Below are 23,213 nucleotides of genomic sequence, written 5' to 3'. Positions count from 1 at the left end.
GGCCGCCCCGGGGGGGAACCATGGACCGTTTTGCCAAATACCTGCTGACCGCGCTGATCTGCATCGTGGCCCTGGGCCAGTTCGTGCAGGTCATCACGCGTTACGTGCTGCAGGTGCCGGTGATGGGGCTGGAAGAGACCATGCTCTACCCGACGCTGTGGCTTTATATCTTCGGCGCGGTCAATGCATCGCGCGAGAACACCCATATCCGCGCCAACGTGCTTGAGATCTTCATCTCGACTGAGAAGGGCCACACGATTCTGGCGATTGTCGGCGAGATCATCAGCCTGATCGTTGGTCTGTGGCTTCTGAGCTGGGCGTGGGACTTCACCCGCTATGCCTGGCGGGTGTGGAAGGAGAGCCCGACGCTCTACATCCCGACCTTCTATTCGGACGTGGCGCTGGTTGTCGGGATCGCGTTGATGATGATCTACACCGCCTGGCATCTTTGGACGCATGTGCGGACCCTGACGGGGAGGGCGGGCGCATGATCGAGATCGCGCTTCTGGCGATTGCAGTGCTGGTCATCACGCTGACGCTGGGCGTGCCGCTGCCCTACTGTTTCGGCGCGGCGCTGATGGTGATGTATTTCATCGGCGACGTGACGATGAAGGGGATGATGCTGTGGGGGTTCCAGCAGCTGGGCAACCCGGTGCTGCTGGCCATTCCGCTGTTCGTGCTGGCCGGCACGATCATGTCGGAAAGCGGCATTGCTGCCTCGCTCCTGCGGTTCGTTAATGCCTTTATCGGCCATGTGCGCGGCGGGCTGGGCGTGGTGGCCGCGGTCAGTTGTGCGATCATCGGGGCGATCTCGGGGTCTGGCCTGACCGGTATTGCGGCCATCGGCCCGCTGCTGATCCCCGAGATGGAAAAGCGCGGTTATCCGCGTGAATATGCCACCGCGCTGATTGCCAACTCGTCGATCCTGGGGCTTCTGATCCCGCCGTCGGTGACGATGATCGTTTACGGCTGGGTCACCGATACCTCGATCCTCGCGTGCTTCCTGGCGACGCTGGGGCCGGGGCTCTTGATCATGTTCAATTTCTCGGTGCTGAACCTGTGGCTGAGCCGCAAGTTCAACCTGGTGCTGGATGACAAGCCGAGCTTTTCGGAACTGTCGAGCCAGGTGGCCAAGCGGGGGGTGCATGCCTTTCCGGCGCTGTTGATGCCGATCATCATCCTGGGCGGTATCTATGGCGGGGTGATGACGCCGACCGAGGCCGCGGCCATCGCGGTGATCTACGCGATCCCGGTGGGTTTCCTGATCTACAAGGGCCTGCGTTGGGACAACTTCCTGGCCGCGGGCAAGGAAGCGGCCACGGCGGTGGGCGCGATCATGTTCATGATCCTCTTCTCGATGATCCTGAGCCAGATGTTTGTCTATGAAAGCATCCCGCAGAAGCTGGTCAGCTCGATCTTCGAGATCACCGACAACAAGGTTCTGTTGCTGATCTTCATCAATATCCTGCTGTTCCTGGTGGGGATGGTCGTAAATGACGTGACTGCCATCATCCTGATCGCGCCGCTGCTTCTGCCGCTGATGCAGGCCATCGGCGTAAGCCCGGTGCAGTTCGCCGCGATCATGGGGGTGAACACGGCGATGGGCGGTGTGACGCCGCCCTATGCCTCGATCCTCTACCTGGGCGCGCGCATCGGCAAGGTGAAGGTCACCAAGGTGATCCCGCCTGCCATGCTTCTGATCGTCACCGGTTATGTGCCGGTGGTGTTCCTGACCTCTCTTTGGCCGGACCTGTCGCTCTATCTGCCGCGGCTGTTCGGTTACTGACCCGAAACCCTGAAATCCAACAAACGGAGGACTAAACAATGAAACATTTCTTGCTTGGCACGGCGGCGGCTGCGCTGATGGCGCTGGGGTCTGTCGCGGATGCGGCCGATCTGAAGATGAGCCACGTGCGCCCGCAAGGCGCCACCATCGACAACGAGCTGCGCGCCTTTTCCGACCAGGTCAAAGAGGCGACCGGCGGTGACGTGAACATCGAGATCTTCCCGGCCTCGGCGCTGGGTGATTACACCACCGTGCAGGAGCGCATCAGCGTGGGCGCGATCGACATGGCGACGCAACCCGCCGCCACCGGCGCGGATCGCCAGATGCAGATCAGCTCGTTCCCGTTCCTCGCGAACAGCTGGGCCGAGGCGCGCGCGATCTATGGCCCCGATGGCCCGGTGCGCAACGTGATGGCCGAGCTTTACGCGAAACAGGATATCACCATGCTGGCGGCCTACCCGGTGTATTTCGGGGGCATTTCGCTGAACACCGATCCGGTGAACCCGGGCGACCCGAGCCAGTCGAACGGCATCAAGGTGCGCGTGCCAGGCATCAAGAGCTTCCAGCTGACCGGCCAGGCGCTGGGTTATATCCCGTCGCCCATTCCGTTCTCGGAAGCCTTCACCGCGATTCAGACCGGCGTGGTTGACGGTGTGATCGGCTCAGGCGCGGAGGGCTACTATGCGTCTTTCCGCGACGTGACAAAGGCCTATATCCCGGCCAACACCCATTTCGAGGTATGGTACATGATCATCTCGAACGAGTCGCTGGCGGCGCTGGACGCCGAGGACAAGGACGCGCTGATGAAAGCCGCGACCGAGTTCGAAGCGCAGCGCTGGACCGTGGCCGAGGAAGACCAGGGCAAGTGGGAGCAGCGGCTGGCCGACGAACTGGGCACCAACGTTGTAAGCCTGACCGACGAGCAGCGCGCGGCGATGGCCGCGAAGGTGCGCGCCGAAGTCTGGCCCGAGGTCCTGAAGGACGTGGGCGAGGACTGGGGCCAGGGTATCCTGGACCAGATCGGCAAGTAAGCTTTCCTTCGGGAAAATTGCCTGTAGAAATGACCGGTGCGGCGGATAGTCCGCCGCGCCGCACCGAGACCCCTTTGCCAGACGGGAGGCCAGCATGGACGCGGATTATGCCATCATCGGCGGCGGTGTCGTCGGTCTGTCCGTGGCCTGGGGCCTGCTGAAGCGCGGCAAGCGCGTGACCGTTCTGGACGGCGATGACGGGTCATTCCGCGCAAGCCGGGGCAATTTCGGACTGGTCTGGGTGCAGTCGAAAGGCATGAAGCAGCCACGCTATGCCGAGTGGTCGCAGCAATCGGCCGCTGCCTGGGGCGCGTTTTCCGACGAGCTGGCGGATGCCACGGGCCGCGATCTGGGCCTTGAGCAGAAGGGCGGTTACGACCTGCATTTTTCCGAGGAAAGCCTGGAAGAGCGGGTGGCCGATTACGAGGTGCTTAAGGGCAAGCTGGGCGGGGATTATCCGTTCGAGGTGCTGGGCCACAACGCGCTGCGCAAGGAGGAACCGGCGATCGGTCCGAAGGTGGCCGGCGCGATCCTGCATCACCAGGACGGGCATGTGAATCCGCTGAAACTGTTGCGCGCGCTGGCCGATGACGTGCGGCGGCTGGGCGGGCGCGTCCTGACCGGCAAGACGGTGACGGACGTGTCGCGCAATGGCGCGTTCCGGGTGCGCTGCGCCGATGGCACCCAGGTGGACGCGGGCAAGGTGATCCTGTCGGCGGGGCTGGGCGCCATGCAGCTGGGTCCGAAAATGGGGTTCCGCGCGCCGATCCGGCCGCAGCGGGGCCAGGTGCTGATTACCGAGAAGCTGCCGAAACTGATCAACCGGCCATCGCTGATTGCGCGGCAGGTGGACGAGGGCGGCATCCAGATCGGCGCCACCAACGAGGAAGTGGGGCTGGATGACCGCGTGACCGCGCCGGGGCTGGCGCAGCTGGCGGCCGAGGCCGTGGCCGCCTATCCGGTGCTGGCGCGCGCGCAGCTGGTACGCAGCTGGGGCGCGTTGCGCATCCTGTCGCCCGATGGTTTGCCGATCTACCAGGAGAGCCCCGAGATGCCGGGGGCCTATCTGGTGACCTGCCATTCGGGCATCACGCTGGCCGCGGCGCATGCGCGGTTCCTGCCCGACTGGCTGGAAAAGACGGCCGATGCGCCGGACCTGGAGGTGTTCAGTGAAGACCGTTTCGCCGTTTCGTGACCTGGGCGAGGGGCGCCCGGAGGTCGAGGTGCTTCTCAATGGCGCGCCGCTGCGCCTGCCCGAGGGGATGAACCTGGCCGCGGCCCTGCTGGCCGCCGGGGTGCGCAGCCTGCGCCGCACGCCGGTTTCGGGGGCCGAAAGGGCGCCCTATTGCATGATGGGCGCCTGTTTCGACTGCCTGGTCGAGATCGGCGGCGTCACCCGGCAGGCCTGCATGCTGAACGTCGAGGCGGGGATGGAGATTACCCGCCCGCAGGAGGAGATCACCCATGTTGACGGCTGACCTGATCGTCATCGGCGCGGGGCCGGCGGGGATGGCGGCCGCCGCTGAGGCGGGACGGGCCGGTCTGTCGGTGCTCGTGCTGGATGAGCAGTCGCAGCCGGGCGGGCAGATCTATCGCGATGTCGAGCGCGTGGTGCCGTTGCGGGGTGACTTGCTGGGCGCGGACTATGCCGCCGGGTTGCCGCTGGCGCAGGGATTGGCGGAGCAGGGCGTCTCGCATCTGAACGGCGCTGTCAGCTGGGCGATTGAGGAGGGTGGCCGGGTGATGTTTACCCGCGCGGGCCGGGCCGAGCAGGCCGAGGGGCGGCGCATCCTGCTGGCCACCGGCGCGCTGGAGCGGCCAATGCCGGTGCCGGGCTGGACCTTGCCGGGCGTGATGACGGTGGGCGCTGCGCAGATCCTGCTGAAACAATCGGGCGTGGTGCCCGAACGGGCGGTTCTGGCGGGATCGGGGCCGCTGATTTACCTGACCGCGGCGCAGATGGTGCGCGCGGGCGTGCCGCCGCTGGCGCTGGTCGAAACGCAGACACGGGGTGATGCCCTGCGGGCGGCGCGGCATATGGGCGGGGCGCTGCGCGGCTGGCGCTACCTGCTCAAGGGGCTGGGCCTGATGCGCGAGTTGAAGCGCGCGGGCGTGCAACGGTTCGTCGGGGCCGAGGCGCTGGCGGTGATGGGGGACGACCGCGCCGAGGGCCTGCGGTTCCGGCGGGGCGGCAGGGATCACGAGATCGCCTGTGAGACGGTGCTGCTGCATCACGGGGTGGTGCCGAATACGCAGGCCGCGCGCTCGATCGGGGTGGCGCATCGCTGGGACGCGGTGCAGCAGTGTTTTTCGCCGGTGCTGGACGAATGGGGACGCACAGGGGTGGAGGGCGTTCTGATCGCCGGCGACGGGGCCGGGATCGGCGGCGCGAAGGCGGCTGAATATGCCGGCCGGCTGGCGGCATTGCAGGTGGCCGAGGACCTGGGCGCGATCACCGCGCATGCGCGTGACGAGGTGGCCCGCCACCTGCGCGGGGATCTGCGGCGCGAACGGGCGATCCGGCCCTTCTTGGATACGGCCTATCCGCCCTATGCCGGGGCGATCACGCCCGAAGATGCCACGCTGGTCTGCCGCTGCGAGGAAGTGACGGCAGGCGACATACGGCGTTTTGCCCGGATGGGATGCCTGGGCCCGAACCAGGCCAAGGCCTTTGGCCGTGCGGGCATGGGGCCGTGCCAGGGGCGCTATTGCGGGCTGGCCGTCAGTGCCATACTGGCGCAGGAAACCGGCCAGAGCATGGACGAGACGGGATATTACCGCATCCGGCCACCATTGAAGCCCGTGACATTGGGAGAACTTGCTGCGATGGAAGAGCCGGTAACGGACGCAGCGGAATGAGGAGCGCGACATGATCGAACGGATCGAAATTGGCCAACGGATGAGCAAGATCGTCAAGCACAATGGCGTGGCCTATCTGTGCGGACAGGTGGGCGATGGCGCCAGCGTGGCAGAGCAGACCCGCGATTGCCTTGCGCGCGTGGATGCGCTGCTGGAGCAGGCGGGATCATCGCGCGAGAAAATGCTGCAGGTCATCATCTGGCTGGCCGACATGGCCGATTTCGCCGAGATGAACGCCGTCTGGGATGCCTGGGTGCCCGAGGGCCACGCGCCCGCACGCGCCTGTGGCGAAGCCAAGCTGGCGCGCGAGGACCTGCGGGTGGAGATCATCGTCACGGCCGCCTGCGACGGCTGAGGCATTTGCGGGAGGCGGGATGGGCGCCCGCCGCGTGTCGCTTTCTGCAAAAGGATTTCGCAAACCTGCACGAATTCGGGGACGGAGCCGCCTAGGGTTCTTGTCAGAGGAGACATCCGATGACAAAAACGCTGACCCGGTCCCGCGCCGGCGGGCGTGCGGCGCGGCGCGCCGCGCGGACCGCCCCCAAGTTCGACATGCTGCCCGGTCTGACCGGCAGGCTGCCACTTTGCGAGGTAATGGACGGCGCGCAGGTCGAGCGGATCGACGCGACCTCGATGGATATCCTGGAAAACGTCGGGGTGGTCTTCCGCGACCCGATCGCGCTGGCGGACTGGAAACGCGCGGGGGCCAAGGTGGTGGACGAGCGGGTTTACCTAGACCGCGGCCTTGTGCGCGAGTTGATCGCGACGATTCCGGCCGAGTTCACCTATCATGCGCGCGACCCGAAGAAGAACCTGCGGCTGGGCGGGCGGCATTCGGTGTTCGTGCCGATGACTGGCGCACCCTACCTGCGCGATCTGGACGACGTGCGGCGCAACCCGACGCTGGATGACCTGGCGATGTTTCACAAGCTGAGCCACATGCTGCCCGCGCTGCATTCCAGCGCGCATCACATCGTTGAGCCCTATGATCATCCGATCAGCCAGCGGCACCTGCGCATCACCTATTCGTCGATGAAGCATTCCGACAAGATGTTCATGGGCATGACCACCAGCCCGAAGAACGCCGAGGACGTGATGGAGATGTGCGCGATCCTTTTCGGCGAGGAATTCATGGACACCCACCCGGTGACCACCGGCAACTGCAACGGCAACAGCCCGCTCGTCTGGGATGAAACCATGCTGGGGGCGATGCGCGCCTTCTGCCGTAGGAACCAGCCGGTGCTGTGCAGTCCCTTCGTGCTGGGTGGGGCGAACACGCCGGCAAGCGTGCCGGCAACGGTGGCGCAGCTGAATGCCGAGGCGCTGAGTGCGCTGGCCTATACCCAGGTGATCCGCCGGGGCGCGCCGGCGATCTATGGCCATTACCTGTCGACCGTTTCGATGAAGTCGGGCGCGCCGATGGCGGGCACGCCCGAGATCAGCCTGATGAATTTCATGATCGGTCAGATGGCGCGGCACTATGATGTGCCCTGGCGCACGTCGAACACGCTGGGCGGGGCCAAGACCTTTGACGCGCAGGCAGGATACGAGAGCGCGACAACGCTTTCGGCGGTGATCCATGCGGGCGCCAATTACATCTGGCACAGCGCCGGATGGAACGAGGCGGGCATGCATTGCTCGGTGGCGAAATTCATCGTCGATGCCGAGCAATGCGCGATGGCCTATCGCATGGCCGAGGGCCCGAAATGGGATGATTTCGATGCGGCCGTGGCGGCGGTGTCCGATGTGGGGCCAGGCGGGCACTACCTGGGCCATCCGCACACGCAGGAGAATTTCCAGACGGCCTATTTCATGCCCGAGCTTTTCGACAACAACTCGATCGAACAATGGGTGGCCGAGGGCGAGAAGGACATCACCCAGCGGGCGCTGGAGCGCGCGCGCAAGCTGCTGGCGGAGTACCAGGAGCCGAAGCTGGACGAGGCCAGGGACGAAGCACTGCTGGATTATATCGCCCGGCGCGAGCGCGAGATTCCGGCGGCAGATGAGTTGAACCAGGTCTATTAGGCGGCGCGCCGGGCGTCACTCGGCGCGGGCACGCCATTCCTTCCAGCGTAGCACCGTGTTGGCGCCGATGTCGCGGACGGGCCGGGGGGGCAGAGGTTTCGGCGCATCCTCGGCGGTGAAATGGCGGGTGATGTCCGAGGCATGCCCACAAGCCAGTTCAGCCGCGCCGATGCCGGTAAGCGTGCCGCGGGCGGTGCCGAGGCCGTTCTGCACGCAGCCGGAATAGAGGCCGTCCTCGATCTCGCGCATGACGGAGACGCCGTTGAGCGAGAGGCAGAGGTGCCCGGCCCAGCTGTATTCCATCTTCATGCCCGCAAGCTGGGGAAAGCGGCTGTCGAATTTCGCGCGCATCACGCGTGAGGCGCGGGCAAGATCACCCGCACGCGCGGCGAGCCCCGAGCGCAGCACGGCGCAGGTGCGGGTGACGATGCGGTTGCCGCCCTGGTCGGTGTTGATCCGGCGCATGGTGGTGCCCATCGGATCGGAGGGCGTTATGCCCCAGCGGGGATGCCCACCCAGCCGGGCCAGCGCGTCGGCGTCGAGTTCGGGGGTCATCGTGGCGAAGAGGAAAAGCTGCATCAGCCGCCCGGCGGTGATGCCGAAGCTTTCGAGATGGCCGTTGACGGTGAGGATCACCTTGCCCGCCGCAAGTCTGGCCCTGGGCGTTTGAATGCGCCAGTTGCTGCCCACGCGGGCAAACCCGGTGGCCGGCGTGTTTTCATGGATCGCGACACCGGCGCGCGCAAGGCCGTCGGCCATTCCAAGGACAAAGCCCGCGGGTTGCAGCATCACCGTACCGGGGGTGTAGAGCCCGGACTGGTAGTGGGGGCTGCCGGTCATCTCGGCCATCTGCCGGGCATCGAGCATCCGAGAGGTTTCGCCGAGGCTGTCGAGATGGCGGGCATAGCTGACGTTATGGGCGTGGGCGGCTTCGCTGGCGGCGCCGTTCACCTTGCCGGCGCGGTCGAAATAGTTCGGGTCGATGCCATACTCTTCGACCGCCTGCGCGGCAAAGGCCTGGGCTGCGCGGTTGAGCGCGATCAGCGTGCGGTCGTCGCCCGTGCCGGCATAATCTTCGCTGGTCAGTTCGTGCGGCAGGTCGATCATGAAGCCCGAGTTGCGGCCCGAGGCGCCTTGGGCCACGCGGCCGGCCTCGAGCACGGCGATGCGCGCGCCCGAGGCAAGCTGAGTGAGCCTGCGCGCCGCGGCCAAGCCGGCAAAACCGCCGCCGATGATGGCGAAATCGACGGTCCGATCGGTGTCGAGCGCGGGGCGCGCCGCGCGCGGCGGCAGGATCGCGTCCCACGCCGCCGGGCCGCGATGCGCGGGCAGTTGGCGTGCGCGGTAGGCGGTCAATCCACCGCCTCGTCCGCGTCATCGGCGAGATCGATCCAGATGGTTTTCAACTGGGTGTACTGGTCATGCGCATGCAGGCCGTTGTCGCGCCCGCCGAAACCTGACTGTTTGAACCCGCCGAAGGGGGTGGTGATGTCGCCCTCGCCGAAACTGTTGACCGTCACCGTGCCCGCGCGCAGGCCGCGCGCGCCGCGGATCGCGCGTTTGACATTGGCGGTGAAGAGCGCGGCGCAGAGGCCGTAGTCGGTATCGTTGGCGATGCCGATGGCTTCGTCGAAGCCCGAGACCTCGATCACGCTGAGCACGGGGCCGAAGATCTCCTCGCGGGCGAGGGCGACATCGTTGCCGGGCAGTTCTACCACCGTGGCCTCGACAAAGCCGTTCTCGGCCTTGCCGCCCAGAACGATGTTCTCGGCCTGGTCGAGATAGCCGCAGACCTTGTCGAAATGCGCCTTGGACACCAGCGCGCCCATGCGGGTTTCGGGATCGAGCGGATCGCCGAGGTTCCAGTGTTTCGCATGGTGGGCGATACGCTCGAGCAGGTCGGACTTGACCGATTTATGCACGATCAGCCGCGATGAAGCCGAACAGTTTTCACCCATGTTCCAGAACGCGCCGTTGACCACGTGCTGGGCGACGCGGTCGAGGTTCTCGGCGTCGTCCATGACGATGGCGGGGTTCTTGCCGCCCATTTCCAGCACGACTTCTTTGGCGTTCGATTCTGCAGAGTATTGCAGGAAGCGCTTGCCGGTGACGGTGGAGCCGGTGAAGGAGACCGCGTCGATATCCATGTGCCGGCCGATAGGTTCGCCCACCTCGGCACCGCCGCCGGGCAACACGTTCAGCACGCCGCGCGGCAGGCCGACCTCCATCGCCAGTTCGGCAAGGCGCAGGGCCGTGAGCGAGGTCTCCTGCGCGGGTTTCACGATCACCGAGCAGCCGGCGGCGAGCGCCGGGCCGATTTTCCACGCCAGCATGAGCAGCGGGAAGTTCCACGGCAGCACCAGGCCCACCACGCCGATGGGTTCGCGCACGACCATGGCGATGTGATCGTCGGAAGCAGGCGAGACCTGATCGTAGATCTTGTCGATCGCCTCGGCATGCCATTTCAGGCAGTGGATGGTTTCGGGCAGATCGACGGTTTCGCAATCAAAGATCGCTTTGCCGCTGTCGAGGCTTTCCATCACCGCCAGTTCACGGGCGTTTCGTGTCACCAGCTTGGCCAGCCGGATCAGCACGTCCTTGCGTTCGGACGGGTGCAGGCGCGACCAGCGGCCGTCGTCGAAGGCCTCGCGCGCCTTGGTAACGGCGAAATTCACGTCCTCGGGCCCGCAGGCGGCGATGTCGGCCAGTTTTTCGCCCGTGGCGGGATTGATGGATTCAAAGGTCTTGCCCGAGGCCGCGGGGCGAAAGGCGCCGTCGATGAAGGCGGCGGTGGGCAGGTCGAGCCCGGCGGCGATGGCCTTGTATTCGTCTTTTGTCAGCAGTCCCATGTCTCAGCCCTCTGCCCGGATGGTTGCAATTGTGGTTTTCAGCACGCGAACCACCTGTTCGAGTTCGCGCTTGTCGTCCTTGTTCAGTCCCTTGAGGGGCGCGCGCATGGCGCCGGCGGCGATGCCGTTCATGGTGACGCCGTGCTTGATCGTCTGGATGAACTTGCCGCCCTGTTCCAGCACGCGCATCAGCGGCATCATCGCCGACATGATGCGCCGGCCCTTGGCGAAATCGCCTTCCAGAACGCAGGCCTCGTAGAGCGCGACGTGTTCGTCAGGCAGGAAGTTCGACCCGCCGCAGACCCAGAAGGGCGCGCCCCAGGCGAAAAATTCGAGCGCCTGGTCATCCATGCCGCAGCCAAGCGCGATATGCGGGTAGTCGCGCGCCAGCATGTGCACGCGGTTGATATCGCCCGAGCTTTCCTTGATTCCGCAGAAATTGCGCGAGCGGCCGACCCGGTCGAGAAACTCCTCGCCCATCATGGTGCCGGTGCGATGGGGGTAGTTATAGAGCATCACCGGCAGATCCGCGGCCTTGTCGATGGCGAGCGCGTTCAAGGCGTTTTCGCGGTCGGTCGGCACGGCATAGGGCGGGCTGGCCAGCAGGATGGCATCGGCGCGCATTTCCTTCGCCCCGGTAGCCAACGCGATGGAATCGGCAGTGAGCATCGCTCCGGTGCCGATAACCAGCGGCAGGCGGCCCTTGATCCGGTCTTGGGTGAAGCGCGCGATCTCGAGCCGCTCGGCCACCGTCTGGGCATAGTTTTCGCCGGTTGAACCGCCGGAGATGAGCCCGTGCACGCCCCTGGAAATCAGGAATTCGATCACGTCGGCAAGCGCGTCCCAGTTGGTGCTGCCATCGTCGTGATAGGGGGTCACGACCGGGGTGTAGATCCCTTGGAATTCGAAGATCGGTGTCATGGCTGTCTTTCTCAGGCGGAGTTTTTCGGGAAGGTGCCCAAGGGCATGTCGAGCGGGGCGGGCATCACGAACATCTCGATCTGGTCGCGCGAGAGCTTCCAGTGTTCATCAGCGAGACGCGCGGCGGCGTCGGCATCGCGCGCTTCGATCGCGGCGATGATGGCATCGTGCTGGTCGCTGGCGGCGGTCAGGTTCCCGGCCATTTCGTTGTTCTGCGGGCGATAGAAGGTCATGCCGATGCGGGCATGATCGATCAGCAGGCGATAGAAGGAGGGCAGCAGGTAGACATTGCCTGCCATTTCGCCGGTGATTTCGTGAAAGCGGTTGTTGGCCAGCGCGCGCGCGGCGGCATCGCCGGTGCGCAGCGCGGTCCTGAACCTGTCCTGTGCCGTCCTGAGTTCCTCGATCTGCCGGGGCGATGCATTGAGCGCGGCAAGCCGCAGGATCGCGCCATAGATCATCGGCGCGGCGAGGAAGAAATCGCGCACCGTGGTGTGGGACATGCCGCTTACGCGGGCACCGCGGCCGGCGTGCAGTTCGAGATAGCCTTCGCCGGCAAGTTCGCGAAACACTTCGCGCAGGGGGGTGCGGGAGAGGCCGAAGCTGGTGCTGAGGTCTGCCTCGTCGAGATCGCTGCCGGGGTCCAGCGCGAGGGTGAGGATCGAGGTCTTGAGGTGATCGTAGAGCGCGGCTTTGCGGTTTTTCACGGTATCGGTCATGGCGCCCCCTGTGGTGTCGTGCGGAGTTTTCTGGCGTTCCGCGACTCGGTATTCGCATAAAATACAACTTGTATACAATAGAAATTCGTGCTGCATGACAGATGCGGCGCGAAACTACGCCGATTTTTGAGAGCAAAGCCCATGACGCAGACGCAGCATTATGCTTTCGCCCTGGTGGAAGATTTTTCGCACCTCGCGTTTTCCTGCGCGGTTGAACCGCTGAGGATTGCCAACCTGATCAGCGGAAAGGCGCTTTACCGTTGGTCGTTCCTGTCGGAGGACGGGCAGGGCGCGACAAGTTCGAACGGATCGGTGACGCTGGTGCATCAAGGGTTTTCCGACGTTCCGGATTGCGACCGTCTTTTCGTTCTGTCGGGGATCAACATGAACAGGCATATCACCCGGCCGCTGACCGCGATGCTGCGGCGAGAGAAGACCCATGGCCGGGCAATCGGGGCGTTGTGTTCAGGTGCCTGGGTGCTGGCCGAGCTGGGGTATCTCGACGGGATGAAGGCAGCGATCCACTGGGAATACCATGACAGCTTCATGGAGAAGTTTCCCGAGGTGAACCTGGTGCGCAACGTCTTCGTGGCCGATGAAACCCACCTGACCGCCTCGGGCGGGACAGCGACGGCGGACCTGATGCTGCACCTGATCGAACGCGAGCATGGGTATGACCTGTCGGTCGCGGTGGCCGACCAGATGGTCTACAGCGCGGTGCGCGAGGCGACGGCGGCGCAAAGGGTTTCGCTGCAATCGCGCAACGGGATGCGCAACAGCCATCTTGCGCGGGCGATCGAGAAGATGCGCGAGGCGATCGAGACGCCCCTGTCACCGTCGGTGATCGCGGCGGAGATCGGGATTTCGACCCGGCAGCTGGAGCGGCTGTTTGGCAAGTACCTGAATACCTCGCCCAAGAAATACTACATGGAAATGCGGCTGGAACGGGCGCGGCACCTGCTGGTTCAGACCGAACGGTCGGTGATCGACATCGCCTTTGCCTGCGGGTTCGAAAGCCCGGGGCATTTTTCCAGGGTCTACAAGGCGGCCTTTGGCATCACGCCGATGCAGCAGAAGGGCCGCCTGGGGTGAAATGGGGCGGCGCGGGTGCCGCGCGCCCCGGGAACTTCAGCGCAGATCGTCGGGCAGCAGCGCGTCGGGCATGTTCTGGTAGCAGACCGGCCGCAGGAAACGGCGGATCGCCAGCGTGCCCACCGAGGTGTGGCCGAAATTCGTGCTGGCCGGGTAGGGGCCGCCATGCACCATGGCATCGCAGACCTCGACCCCGGTGGGATAGCCATTGGCCAGAACCCGGCCTGCCTTGCGTTCGAGGATCGGCATCAGGCTTTGCCCGGCCTCGGTATCCGCGTCGTCGAGGTGCAGTGTGCAGGTGAGCTGCCCCTGCAGTGAACGGGCGATGGTGCGCATTTCCTCCATGTCCGCCACCCGGATGATGAGGCCGAGCGGGCCGAACACCTCTTCGCCGAGGGCTTCGTTGGCAAACCATTCGGCGCCGGTGGTGGCGAAGAGGTAGGGCGTGGCGTTGCGCATGTCGCACATCGAGGTCAGCACCTCCTGCACGCCCTTGGTACCGGCGACGCGATCACGGCCGGCACGGTAGGCGGCGGCGATGCCATCGGTCAGCATGGTCTGCGCGCCGATCGGTTCGAGCGCGCGGGTGGCGGCGTCGATGAAGGCGTCGGCATCGGGCCCGTCGATGACCACGGCGATGCCGGGATTGGTGCAGAACTGCCCCGCGCCCATGGTGAGCGACCCGGCCCAGCCTTCGGCCAGTTGCGCGCCCCGCGCTGCGAGTGCGGCTGGCAACAGGAACATCGGGTTGACGCTGCCAAGCTCGCCGAAGAAGGGGATGGGGGCTTCGCGTTGGGCACAGAGATCGAAGAGCGCCCGACCGCCCGCGAGCGAGCCGGTGAAGCCCACGGCATTGATCAGCGGGTGCTGGACAAGTGCCGTGCCGACATCACGCTTGCCGCCCTGAATGAGGCTGAAGACGCCGGGATGCACCCCGCATCTGGCGATGGCGGCATGGATCGCTTCGGCCACGATTTCGCTGGTGCCGGGATGGGCGGAATGACCCTTGACCACGACAGGACAGCCGGCGGCCAGCGCCGAGGCGGTATCGCCCCCGGCAGTGGAGAAGGCCAGCGGGAAGTTCGAGGCGCCAAACACGGCCACGGGGCCGAGCGGGCGCTGGACCATTTTCAGATCGGGCCGGGGCAGCGGCGCACGGTCGGGCACGGCCGCGTCATGGCGGCGATCGAGGTAATCGCCCTGCGCGATATGCTGGGCAAAGAGGCGCAGCTGTCCGGTGGTGCGGCCGCGTTCGCCTTCGAGACGGGCCTCGGGCAGGCCGGTTTCCTGCGTGCCGATCTCGGTGATTTCCGGCCCGCGGGCCTCGATCTCGTCGGCGATGGCGTCGAGGAATTCGGCCCTTGCTGCGCGGCTGGAATAGCCATAGCTCCAGAACGCTTCTTCTGCCGCCTTGCAGGCCTGATCGACAAGCGCGGGTGTGCCCACCGAAAACGCATGCGCCGGCCCGTGGGCGGGCTCGGAGGTGAATGTCGTTTCGCCAGCGATCCAATTGCCCGCGATCAGGTGTTTGCCGTGCGGGGTGAATTTCATTTCGTCGCGCATGTCGTGCTCCTGTGTGGTGTTCGGGATCGCGCCGGCTGGCCGGTACGCCTTTTGCAGCATTCATGATCGCAGCGCAGGCTGCAACTGCTGACGGCGCGTTGCAAGGTGCCCTCAGTTGATTTCGGGCTCTGGCACAGGCGCACCGAAATCGGTGCGCAGGAAGTCGAAATCGCAGCCCCTGTCGGCCTGTTCGACATGTTGCGAGAACATCCTGCCATAGCCGCGTTCATAGCGCGGGGCGGGTGGTGCCCATTTCGCGCGGCGGGCGGCAAGTTCCGCATCGGAGAGCAGGACGTTGAGGGTGCGGTTGGGGATGTCCATCTCGATGATATCGCCGGTTTCGATCAGCGCAAGCGGGCCACCGATGAAGGCCTCGGGGGCGACATGCAGGACACAGGCGCCATAGGAGGTGCCCGACATCCGCGCATCAGACAGGCGCATCATGTCGCGATGCCCCTGTTTCAAAAGCGCCTTGGGCATGGGGATCATGCCCCATTCGGGCATGCCCGGCCCACCCTGCGGCCCGGCATTGCGCAGCACGAGGACATGGTCGGGGGTCATCGGGTAATTTTCGTCGTTGATGATTTCCTTGAGCGCGGCATAGCTGTCGGCGACGATGGCAGGGCCCTTGTGTTTCTGGAACCGCGGGTCCATCGCTGCGGGTTTGATCACCGCGCCATCGGGGGCGAGGTTGCCCCTGAGCACGGCAAGGCTGCCCTCGTGATAGACCGGGTTCGAGAGCGGGCGGATCACGTCGTCGTTGTAGTTCACGGCACCCGCGATGTTGTCGCCCAGCGTGCGGCGGTTCACCGTGGTGGCCGACAGCTCCAGCATGTCGCCCAGTTCCATCATCAGCGCGGGCAGGCCGCCGGCATAGAAGAAATCCTCCATCAGGTATTGCTTGCCCGAGGGGCGGATATTGGCGAGCACGGGGGTGGTGTGGCCGATCTCGTCGAGATGATCGAGGGTTAGGCCGATCCCGGCGCGGCGGGCCATGGCGATGAGGTGGATGATCGCATTGGTCGAACAGCCCGTGGCCATGGCCACCGTCACCGCGTTGCGGGTGCTTTGCCAAGTCATGATCTGTGCGGGGGTCAGATCCTCCCAGACCATGTCGACGATGCGGCGGCCACAGGCGGCGGCCATGCGTTTGTGCCCGGCGTCGGGGGCCGGGATGGCCGAGGCGCCGGGCAGGGTGAGGCCCCAGGCTTCCGCGATGGACATCATCGTCGAGGCGGTGCCCATCGTCATACAGGTGCCATAGCTGCGCGCGATGCCGCCCTGCACGCCGTCCCACTCCTGCTTTGAAATCGTCCCGGCGCGGCGTTCGTCCCAGTATTTCCAGACATCGGTGCCGCTGCCGAGCGTCTGACCGGCATAGTTTCCGCGCAGCATGGCGCCGGCGGGCAGGAAGATGAAGGGCAGGCCCATGCTGACCGCGCCCATGATCAGCGCCGGGGTGGACTTATCACAGCCGCCCAGAAGCACGGCACCGTCGATCGGGTGGGCGCGCAGGGTTTCCTCGACCTCGAGCGCGCCCATGTTGCGATACAGCATCGAGGTGGGTTTGAGGAATTGTTCGCTGAACGAATGCACCGGCATTTCCACCGGCATGCCGCCGGCCTGAAGGACGCCGCGTTTCACATGTTCGGCCCGGTCGCGCAGGTGGTGGTGGCAGGGCGAGAGATCGGACCAGGTGTTGATGATCGCGATGACCGGCTTGCCCTCCCAATCGGCGCCATCGAGACCCATCTGCATGGCGCGCGAGCGATGGCCCATTGAACGCAGATCGTCAGGGGCGAACCAACGGGCGGAGCGGAGCTCTTCGGGGGTTTTAGGCATGGGGCCTCCTCGCGGGATGGTGAGACGTGGGGCATTTCTGCGTCATCATGCCACCGAAGGCGGGAATGCCCAAGGGCCAAGCCGAGCGGGTGACTTACCCCCGGGATTTGCGCAGGACGAGATCGGCGCAGGCCAGGTCCTGGGCGGCAATACCCAACGAGCGGTAGAGCGTGATCGCGTCGGGGCCGCTGCGCCCGGGATGCTGGCCCTGGTAGACTTCGCCGATTTCGGCGCGGATATGCTCGGTGCCCATGGCGCCGGTTTCCAGCGCGGTCATGATCTCGCGCGCCTGGGCAAGCGCGGAGGGTTTGTAATCGACGAAGAGCTGGGATTTGAGCACCAGCGCCTCGTCGATTTCCTGCAGCACCGGGATCGAGGCGCCGACGGCGTTCACATGCGTGCCAGGGTCGATCCAGTCGCCGTGAAGCACGAGGGTCGGCGACGAGGTGACGGTGCAGACGATATCGGCGACCTCGACGGCCGACTTCGCGTTTTCGGCAGCGATGAAGTTTTGGCGCGGGTGATGCGGCGCGACCTTCTCAATGAAAGCGGCCGCGCGCTGCGGGGTGCGCCCGGCAATGCGGATGTCCGTGATGGGGCGGACCCGGCAGAGCGCATCGATATGGGTTTCGGCCTGTTCGCCGGTTCCGATGATGGCGAGCGTGCGGGTCTTGGGGCGGGCAAGCGCACGGGTGGCGGCGGCGGTGGCGGCGGCGGTGCGGATCGCGGTGATCGCGTCGGCGTCGAGCGTTGCGATGGGCGCGCCGGTGTCGGGGTCAAACAGCACGACAACGCCGATATGCGAGGACAGGCCCCTGGCCGGATTGCCGGGAAAGAGGCTGAGCAGTTTCACGCCATAGACCGTGGGATCGCTCAGCGCGCCAGGCATAAGGCCCAGCTTGTTCGTACCGTCGATATCCATGAGCGAGCGCAGGGGCAGGTTGGCCTTGCCCTGCGAGACGGCGATCATCGTCTGCTCAACGGTTTCAATGGCCTCGGTCATGGGCAGGAGGCGGCGAACGTCATCGGCGGAGAGGTGGATCATCAGCAATTATGCCTTTTGCAGGAGACGTGCGGGCAAAAGGCTTGCAGGATCAAGCCCTTCGGCGAGGATGTCATCGGGTGCGGGCAGGTCCAGAACCTGGCTTGCGGCGAAACGCGACAGCGCGGGGGCGGACTGGATGCCATAACCGCCCTGGCCGGCGAGCCAGAAGAAACCGGGTGCAGTTGCGGAATAGCCCACGACCGGGCATTTGTCGGCCACGAAGCTGCGCAGGCCGGCCCATTTGTTTTCGATCCGCCGCACGCTGAGATCGAAGGCGGTTTCGATGCGGTCGACGCAGATCGCGATGTCGAGCTCCTCGGGCTGAGCGTCGCAGGGCGGGGAGGGGGTTTCATCGGCGGGCGAAATCAACAGGCGCCCGGCGTCGGGCTTAAGATAGAAGTCTTCCTCGATGTCGATGGTGATCGGGTAGGCATCGGGTTGCACGCCATCGGGGGCCGCGACCATCAGTGCGGTGCGGCGTTTGGGGGTGAGGCCGATGGGTTCTGCCCCGGCCATGTCGCCCAGTTCATTGGCCCAGGCTCCGGCGGTGTTGACAATGCGCCTGGCGGTGAATTCACCGCCCGGGGTTTCGATCCGCCAAAGTGCGCCGTCATGGGCGAGACCGGTGACAGGGCTGCGCAGGTGCATTTCGCCGCCCGCGGCCTTGAACATGCGCAGGTAACCCTGATGCAGGCCGGCGACATCGATGTCCTGTCCGTTCGTATCCAGCATCGCGGCAGTGGCATAGCCGGCGCGCACCAGCGGGTTGGCGGCGCGCAGGGCGGGTTCGTCGATTTCCGAGACGCTGGCAGCATCGCCCACTTCTGCCAGGAGCGCATCAAGCGCGGCGCGCTGGTCGGGGCGGGCGATCATCATGATCAGCCTGGGCGAAAACAGCGAGCTTTCGCAAAAGCCCGCGGGCGGGGCGCGGAAGAAACCCTCCGAGGCGCGGGTCAGTGCGCGGATCGGGGCAGGGCCATAGATCGGTGCGAAAACGGCGGCCGAACGGCCCGTGGTGTGATAACCAGGCTGCGCCTCCATTTCGAGGAGGGCAACAGAGCCTTGCAGCCCGGGATGGGCGGCCAGTTCGGCCGCAACGGACGCGCCGGCGATACCGCCGCCGATCACGGCTATTTCATAGTCTTGTCGGGTCATGGCTGCCTGTCCTGTCATGTCGCGATCCTACGGGTCCCTTGTGGCCGATCAGGGCCCGCGTTTCAAATGCTGTGGCGGGCGAGGGGCAGAAGCCCGAAAGCAGGTCGTCTCAGGGCAGCAATTCGAACCGTGTGACATCGACCATGCCGCGATCGGTGATCTTCAGTGCCGGAATCACCGGCAGGGCCAGAAAGGCAAGCTGCAGAAACGGTTCTTTCAGGGTGACGCCCAGTGAGCGGGCCGCAGAGCGCAACTCTTCGAGCCTGAGGCGGACCGTTTCGAAAGGCTCGAGGCTCATCAGTCCGGCGACGGGCAGCGCAAGCTCGGCCAGAACCGCGCCCTGCCGGGCGACGACGAAACCGCCCTCGATCTGCGAGAGCCTGTTCGCCGCAAGCGCCATGTCGTCGTAATCGATGCCGACGCAGGCGATGTTGTGGTGATCGTGGCAGACCGTCGAGGCAATCGCCCCGGCCTGTAGCCCGAAACCGCGAACGAAGCCGGTGGCGATGTTCCCGTTGATGCCGTGCCGTTCGATCACCGCGATGCGCGCCAGATCGCGTGCCGGATCGGGCTGTTTGTCGCCATCTACGATGGAAACGGTTTCGTGCAGGTGCTCGGTCAGGATCTTGCCTTCGAGAATGCCGATGACATCGGTGTGTTCGCGGTTCGCTGTTGTGCGGAAGCTGCGGGCGGTGACGTGCGGCGCCTTGACCGAATTGCGTCCCACCGGCGGGATGGTTCGGCGTGCATCAAAGGCGGCTGGGGTGATCTGAACACCGCCGGCGAAAACCGTCTCGACGGTGCAGGTTTCGACATCCGAGAGGGCCACGATATCGGCGCGCAGGCCGGGTGCGATCTGGCCGCGGTCCCGGAGCCCGAAGGCTTCGGCCGCCGAGAGCGACGCCGCGCGATAGGCGGCCAGCGGCGGCGTGCCGAGCCGGATCAGCTCGGCGATCATATGGTTCAGGTGGCCCTCTTCGCCGATATCGAGCGGATTGCGGTCGTCGGTGCAAAGGCACATGTAGGGGGCGGTGGTTTCCGTCAGTAGCGGCTGCAGCGCATGCAGGTCCTTCGAAACCGAGCCTTCGCGGATCAGCACCCGCATACCCTTTTGCAGCTTTTCGCGCGCTTCCTGCGCGGTCGTGGCTTCGTGCTCGGTCCGGATGCCGGCGGCGATATAGGCGTTGAGATCGCGACCCGTGAGAAGCGGGCAATGTCCGTCGATATGGCCGCCCTGGAAAAGCTGTAGCTTGGCCATCGCGGCGGGGTCGCGGTGGATCACGCCGGGGTAGTTCATGAACTCGGCCAGCCCGATGCCCGAGGGATGGCCCATGAGGTCGGCAAGGTCCGCGGCCTCGATCCGGGCACCGGCGGTTTCCATGTCGGTCGAGGGCACGCAGGAAGAAAGCTGAACCCGGATATCCATCAGCGTGTGCTGGCTGGCCTCCTGGAAATAGCGAATTCCCTCGGGGCCGATCACGTTGGCGATCTCGTGCGGGTCGCAGATGGCGGTGGTGATGCCCAGCGGCGCGACGCAGCGGTCGAACTCGAACGGCGTGACCAGGGAGCTTTCGATATGCAGGTGGGTGTCGATGAAGCCGGGCACCAGCGTCAGGCCGGTGACATCGACGATATGCCGGCCTTCATAAGTTGCACCGATGCCGACGATCGTACCGTCGCAGATGGCCACATCGCCGGCAATACGGCTGTCGGTGACGAGGTCCCAGACGGTGCCGCCCCGCAGGACAAGATCGGCCGGCTCATCGCCACGCCCCTGCGCGATACGCGTTTCCAGATCCGCCATGGCATGCCCTCGCCGCTCTTGTGCCCGGCCGCTGTTCGCATGGCGGCCGGGAGACGTGTGACCGACAGAAAAGCCGATATGGCAGGCGTGGTCCAGAGGTGGTGGATTATTCCGCCGCGATCGCGCGGTCGATGCCGGCCTCTTCTATGAAGGGTGACCACTGCAGATTGCCGTCATATCGCCAGGCAAACTGGCCGTCGCCATCCATCGCGATCAGATGCAGCCAGCGATTGTCGAACAGGTCCCGCACATCCGGATGCCGCCGGAGAATATCGCTCATCGCTTCGCGCGGCGCCTCGATGATGACCGCCAGGCGGAGGGGATCGTGCTGGAAGCCGTCGCCGTCATGCACGGATTGCCAGGGAAGGCCGGGCCGCAGCGCGCCACCATTACCCTCGAGCACGCCGATGCCACCGACGACATTGTGCAGGAGCTTGTTGCCGCCGCCGAAGAGACGTGGGGCCACGGTCGAGCCATAATATTGCAGGCTGATCCAGCTGGCGACAACGACCGGGGCGGTCATGATCAGTTCCAGCACGCCGAACCCCTCGTCGGCCTGCCAATCGTAGCTGTGCAGGAAGGCCTGTCCCGAAAGCGACGTTTCGGCGGTCCGATGGCGCGGCGCGGCGATGAAGGCGCGGCAACCGGCGAGGCCCCATTCCGGGCGCAGCTCGGCCCAGTCGGCCGCGCGCCGTGCGATATCGCCTTCGGATCGGGCGCGTGGCAGGCGCTGGGCGCGCTCGGCGCGGGCCAGCCGGCCGGTGGCGATGAGCCACTTGCGCAACTGGTCGATCTCCGCCTGCCACTGTCCGACCGCGATGTCGTGATCGAACAGCGTGACGGCGTCGGTGGTGGTGTTGTGCAACGCTGCGAGAAACAGGGTGTCGGCTGGGATGTCGATGCCATCCTGTGCCAGCCCCCGGCGCACCTGCGGGTCATTCAGAAGCCCCGCCAGAAGGCGCGCGTTGACATCGCCGGCATGGCCGCCGCACGCGCCGCACTGAAGCGCGCTTTCATGCGGGTTGTTGGTTACATCGGCACCGTGACCCGCAAGCAGGACGATACGCGCGAAGTTTCGCGTGAGTGACATGGCGCTGAGAATGGAGCGGGCCATGCCGACGCGTGTTTCCAGGTCGATTGCGGGATCGAGCCTTGGTGCGGGGTCGGGTTTCGTGCGGTGTTTGCCTCCAAGCGCATCGCGCAACAGTTTGCCGGCGTAGACAGGCCCCGTGGCCTCGACGAAGGCGAAGGACGACACTGCCGCCAGTTTGAACCGGCCCCATGCGCGGCGGGCGCGCGCCGCATAGCGGCGATCAAGATCGGCCTGCATGGGTTCGGCGGCGCAGGAGGTTACGCCGGTGGGCAGGAGGACCGGCCCACGCGACTCGATCTCGTCCGAGCCGGCGGCCTTGTGGGCGCTGGCGATACCGAAGAACCCGGCGAACCCGATGGTTTCGATCGCGGCGTCCTGGGTTTCGAGCGCGCGGCGGAACACCTCCGAGCGCACATCGATGCAGAATGCCGCCTGCAGGGCGGGGCGCCCGTTGACCCGGCGCGGTTCGCCTTGTCCGAGGGATTGAGCCAGCCGGCGTTGCTGCGCCCTTTCGGCCGCGTCCTGCAGGATCGCGTCGATGACCAGATCGCGGTTGGGTGTCACCGGTGCCGCGTGTTGGGCGACGATGTCGGCCCAGCGTGTGGCGATTCGGTCTTCGTATAGTCCGAACAGGGCTTCGTCGAAAACCATGCGGATCGCCAGAAGCTCGGTCACGGTGTTGTCCGACCCGCCGTTGAGTTCGGCCTGCCAGAGCAGGTGACGCGCATATTGTGCCCAGCCGCCCAACGTCACGAGCCAGCGGTGAAACGCGGTTCCGGCGGCCGGGGCCGTCAGTCCCAGGACCTCGGCTGCGCGGCCGATGGCCCGCCAATGCGAGCGGTTGGTCGCGGTGACAAAAGCGCCAAACCCTTTCAGGCCGTGGATTTCCGGTGTCAGGTCGCGCGAGGCGAAATCGCGCCAGGCGCTGAAGGTGCCGCCGGTGCGGTTGGACTGCCAAAGGGCCTGGCCCTGATCGAAATGGCTGGCCGCCCAGGCGCCGATGCGTTCCTCGATCAGGCCGGGCCAATCTATGCCCGAGACATCAGCGGCTAGGTCCGCCACCGTCGGCAGAGCTTCAACCGGGGTGCTCTCGCCCTGAAGCGCGGCCCTCAGATCGGCGAGTTCCGGACGACCGAACCGGCCTTCGGCAGAAGAAAGAGCTGCGCGCAGGTCCTCGTCAGTGATTTCGCCGGCATCGATCTTGGCGGCCCAGTGCGCGCGTTCAGGCATGATGCGCGTGCCGGCGACCCGCGCGTAACGGGCAGCGGTGACGGCCAAGGACTCGCCGGTCTGTCCAAGGAAGGGGTTCACCGCTACGTTGGACGCGAGCGGAAACAACGGCGGGATCGCCCCGGCGGCGGTGTTTGCTTCGGCCACGAGTTCGAGAAGGGCTGCAGGGTAGGTTTCGTGCTTCATGAACATGTCAGGT

19 protein-coding genes are annotated in these 23,213 nt (G+C 65.6%); 9 read left to right on the top strand and 10 right to left on the bottom strand.

Features of this window, described 5'->3' with window-relative positions:
* The first annotated feature begins 20 nt into the window (after nucleotides 1-20).
* The 8 genes from E0501_RS14525 (at nucleotide 21) to E0501_RS14490 (ending at nucleotide 7,701) form a co-directional block, all read left to right on the top strand.
* On the top strand, nucleotides 21-491 hold the full coding sequence (locus E0501_RS14525; protein ID WP_137702104.1) for a TRAP transporter small permease: 471 nt from the start codon (nucleotides 21-23) through the stop codon (nucleotides 489-491).
* Nucleotides 488-1,786, top strand: coding sequence for a TRAP transporter large permease (locus E0501_RS14520; RefSeq protein WP_137702103.1), 1,299 nt, complete (start codon nucleotides 488-490; stop codon nucleotides 1,784-1,786). Before E0501_RS14525 ends, E0501_RS14520 begins: the two co-directional genes overlap by 4 nt.
* Before the next feature lie 38 nt (nucleotides 1,787-1,824).
* The gene (gene dctP / locus E0501_RS14515) at nucleotides 1,825-2,817 is read left to right on the top strand and encodes a TRAP transporter substrate-binding protein DctP (RefSeq protein WP_137702102.1); all 993 of its coding nucleotides are present in this window, start codon (nucleotides 1,825-1,827) and stop codon (nucleotides 2,815-2,817) included.
* Nucleotides 2,818-2,911: 94 nt separating this feature from the next.
* Nucleotides 2,912-4,012, top strand: a complete 1,101-nt coding sequence (locus E0501_RS14510) for an NAD(P)/FAD-dependent oxidoreductase (RefSeq protein ID WP_137702101.1) — start codon at nucleotides 2,912-2,914, stop codon at nucleotides 4,010-4,012.
* Nucleotides 3,987-4,295 (top strand): (2Fe-2S)-binding protein, encoded by a 309-nt coding sequence (locus tag E0501_RS14505; protein WP_235857865.1) that lies wholly within the window; start codon nucleotides 3,987-3,989, stop codon nucleotides 4,293-4,295. The genes E0501_RS14510 and E0501_RS14505 overlap by 26 nt, the downstream gene beginning before the upstream one ends.
* Entirely contained in the window at nucleotides 4,282-5,676 is a 1,395-nt protein-coding gene (locus tag E0501_RS14500) for an FAD/NAD(P)-dependent oxidoreductase (protein ID WP_137702099.1), read from the top strand. Before E0501_RS14505 ends, E0501_RS14500 begins: the two co-directional genes overlap by 14 nt.
* Nucleotides 5,677-5,686: 10 nt before the next feature.
* Entirely contained in the window at nucleotides 5,687-6,031 is a 345-nt protein-coding gene (locus E0501_RS14495) for a RidA family protein (RefSeq protein ID WP_137702098.1), read from the top strand.
* 119 nt (nucleotides 6,032-6,150) lie between these two features.
* Nucleotides 6,151-7,701 carry a trimethylamine methyltransferase family protein gene (locus tag E0501_RS14490; RefSeq protein ID WP_137702097.1) on the top strand — a complete coding sequence of 517 codons (1,551 nt, stop codon included), beginning with the start codon at nucleotides 6,151-6,153 and terminating at the stop codon, nucleotides 7,699-7,701.
* Nucleotides 7,702-7,716: 15 nt separating this feature from the next.
* Here the strand turns inward: E0501_RS14490 and E0501_RS14485 are convergent, their stop codons facing one another.
* From E0501_RS14485 to E0501_RS14470, 4 genes are read right to left on the bottom strand one after another with little or no spacing between them, the layout of a single operon-like run.
* Nucleotides 7,717-9,057: an NAD(P)/FAD-dependent oxidoreductase gene (locus E0501_RS14485; protein ID WP_137702096.1), complete on the bottom strand. Its 1,341-nt coding sequence runs from the start codon at nucleotides 9,055-9,057 to the stop codon at nucleotides 7,717-7,719.
* Nucleotides 9,054-10,550: an aldehyde dehydrogenase gene (locus E0501_RS14480; protein ID WP_137702095.1), complete on the bottom strand. Its 1,497-nt coding sequence runs from the start codon at nucleotides 10,548-10,550 to the stop codon at nucleotides 9,054-9,056. The genes E0501_RS14485 and E0501_RS14480 overlap by 4 nt, the downstream gene beginning before the upstream one ends.
* 3 nt (nucleotides 10,551-10,553) lie before the next feature.
* Nucleotides 10,554-11,471, bottom strand: a complete 918-nt coding sequence (locus tag E0501_RS14475) for a dihydrodipicolinate synthase family protein (protein WP_137702094.1) — start codon at nucleotides 11,469-11,471, stop codon at nucleotides 10,554-10,556.
* A gap of 11 nt (nucleotides 11,472-11,482) precedes the next feature.
* On the bottom strand, nucleotides 11,483-12,190 hold the full coding sequence (locus tag E0501_RS14470; RefSeq protein WP_137702093.1) for a GntR family transcriptional regulator: 708 nt from the start codon (nucleotides 12,188-12,190) through the stop codon (nucleotides 11,483-11,485).
* Nucleotides 12,191-12,331: 141 nt separating this feature from the next.
* On the opposite strand from E0501_RS14470, the gene E0501_RS14465 reads away from it, so the two are divergent.
* Complete coding sequence (locus E0501_RS14465) at nucleotides 12,332-13,282, top strand: GlxA family transcriptional regulator (RefSeq protein ID WP_137702092.1); 951 nt, start codon at nucleotides 12,332-12,334, stop codon at nucleotides 13,280-13,282.
* 36 nt (nucleotides 13,283-13,318) lie between these two features.
* On the opposite strand, the gene E0501_RS14460 is transcribed toward E0501_RS14465, so the two are convergent.
* From E0501_RS14460 to E0501_RS14435, 6 genes are all read right to left on the bottom strand, one after another.
* A complete protein-coding gene (locus tag E0501_RS14460) occupies nucleotides 13,319-14,833 on the bottom strand; it encodes an aldehyde dehydrogenase (NADP(+)) (RefSeq protein ID WP_137702351.1) in 1,515 nt (504 codons plus the stop codon).
* Nucleotides 14,834-14,956: 123 nt separating this feature from the next.
* On the bottom strand, nucleotides 14,957-16,687 hold the full coding sequence (gene araD / locus E0501_RS14455) for an L-arabinonate dehydratase (RefSeq protein ID WP_137702091.1): 1,731 nt from the start codon (nucleotides 16,685-16,687) through the stop codon (nucleotides 14,957-14,959).
* Between the two features lie 94 nt (nucleotides 16,688-16,781).
* The gene (locus E0501_RS14450; protein ID WP_137702090.1) at nucleotides 16,782-17,732 is read right to left on the bottom strand and encodes an ornithine cyclodeaminase family protein; all 951 of its coding nucleotides are present in this window, start codon (nucleotides 17,730-17,732) and stop codon (nucleotides 16,782-16,784) included.
* Nucleotides 17,733-17,738: 6 nt separating this feature from the next.
* Complete coding sequence (locus E0501_RS14445) at nucleotides 17,739-18,887, bottom strand: NAD(P)/FAD-dependent oxidoreductase (RefSeq protein WP_137702089.1); 1,149 nt, start codon at nucleotides 18,885-18,887, stop codon at nucleotides 17,739-17,741.
* Between the two features lie 109 nt (nucleotides 18,888-18,996).
* Complete coding sequence (ade, locus tag E0501_RS14440; protein ID WP_137702088.1) at nucleotides 18,997-20,691, bottom strand: adenine deaminase; 1,695 nt, start codon at nucleotides 20,689-20,691, stop codon at nucleotides 18,997-18,999.
* Between the two features lie 106 nt (nucleotides 20,692-20,797).
* Nucleotides 20,798-23,206 carry a YbcC family protein gene (locus E0501_RS14435; RefSeq protein WP_137702087.1) on the bottom strand — a complete coding sequence of 803 codons (2,409 nt, stop codon included), beginning with the start codon at nucleotides 23,204-23,206 and terminating at the stop codon, nucleotides 20,798-20,800.
* Nucleotides 23,207-23,213: the final 7 nt, after the last annotated feature.

It is taken from the genome of Marimonas lutisalis (assembly GCF_005434965.1).
GTDB classification, from domain to species: Bacteria; Pseudomonadota; Alphaproteobacteria; order Rhodobacterales; family Rhodobacteraceae; genus Marimonas_A; species Marimonas_A lutisalis.
Note: the sequence above shows the minus strand (reverse complement) of the source record. Positions and strands in the feature narration are given on the sequence as shown.

Coding starts and splice junctions, on each gene's coding strand:
- E0501_RS14525 (WP_137702104.1), top strand. CDS start 21: ATGGACCGTTTTGCCAAATACCTGCTGACCGCGCTGATCTGCATCGTG.
- E0501_RS14520 (WP_137702103.1), top strand. CDS start 488: ATGATCGAGATCGCGCTTCTGGCGATTGCAGTGCTGGTCATCACGCTG.
- dctP (WP_137702102.1), top strand. CDS start 1,825: ATGAAACATTTCTTGCTTGGCACGGCGGCGGCTGCGCTGATGGCGCTG.
- E0501_RS14510 (WP_137702101.1), top strand. CDS start 2,912: ATGGACGCGGATTATGCCATCATCGGCGGCGGTGTCGTCGGTCTGTCC.
- E0501_RS14500 (WP_137702099.1), top strand. CDS start 4,282: ATGTTGACGGCTGACCTGATCGTCATCGGCGCGGGGCCGGCGGGGATG.
- E0501_RS14495 (WP_137702098.1), top strand. CDS start 5,687: ATGATCGAACGGATCGAAATTGGCCAACGGATGAGCAAGATCGTCAAG.
- E0501_RS14490 (WP_137702097.1), top strand. CDS start 6,151: ATGACAAAAACGCTGACCCGGTCCCGCGCCGGCGGGCGTGCGGCGCGG.
- E0501_RS14480 (WP_137702095.1), bottom strand. CDS start 10,550: ATGGGACTGCTGACAAAAGACGAATACAAGGCCATCGCCGCCGGGCTC.
- E0501_RS14475 (WP_137702094.1), bottom strand. CDS start 11,471: ATGACACCGATCTTCGAATTCCAAGGGATCTACACCCCGGTCGTGACC.
- E0501_RS14470 (WP_137702093.1), bottom strand. CDS start 12,190: ATGACCGATACCGTGAAAAACCGCAAAGCCGCGCTCTACGATCACCTC.
- E0501_RS14465 (WP_137702092.1), top strand. CDS start 12,332: ATGACGCAGACGCAGCATTATGCTTTCGCCCTGGTGGAAGATTTTTCG.
- E0501_RS14460 (WP_137702351.1), bottom strand. CDS start 14,833: ATGAAATTCACCCCGCACGGCAAACACCTGATCGCGGGCAATTGGATC.
- araD (WP_137702091.1), bottom strand. CDS start 16,687: ATGCCTAAAACCCCCGAAGAGCTCCGCTCCGCCCGTTGGTTCGCCCCT.
- E0501_RS14450 (WP_137702090.1), bottom strand. CDS start 17,732: ATGATCCACCTCTCCGCCGATGACGTTCGCCGCCTCCTGCCCATGACC.
- E0501_RS14445 (WP_137702089.1), bottom strand. CDS start 18,887: ATGACCCGACAAGACTATGAAATAGCCGTGATCGGCGGCGGTATCGCC.
- ade (WP_137702088.1), bottom strand. CDS start 20,691: ATGGCGGATCTGGAAACGCGTATCGCGCAGGGGCGTGGCGATGAGCCG.
- E0501_RS14435 (WP_137702087.1), bottom strand. CDS start 23,206: ATGTTCATGAAGCACGAAACCTACCCTGCAGCCCTTCTCGAACTCGTG.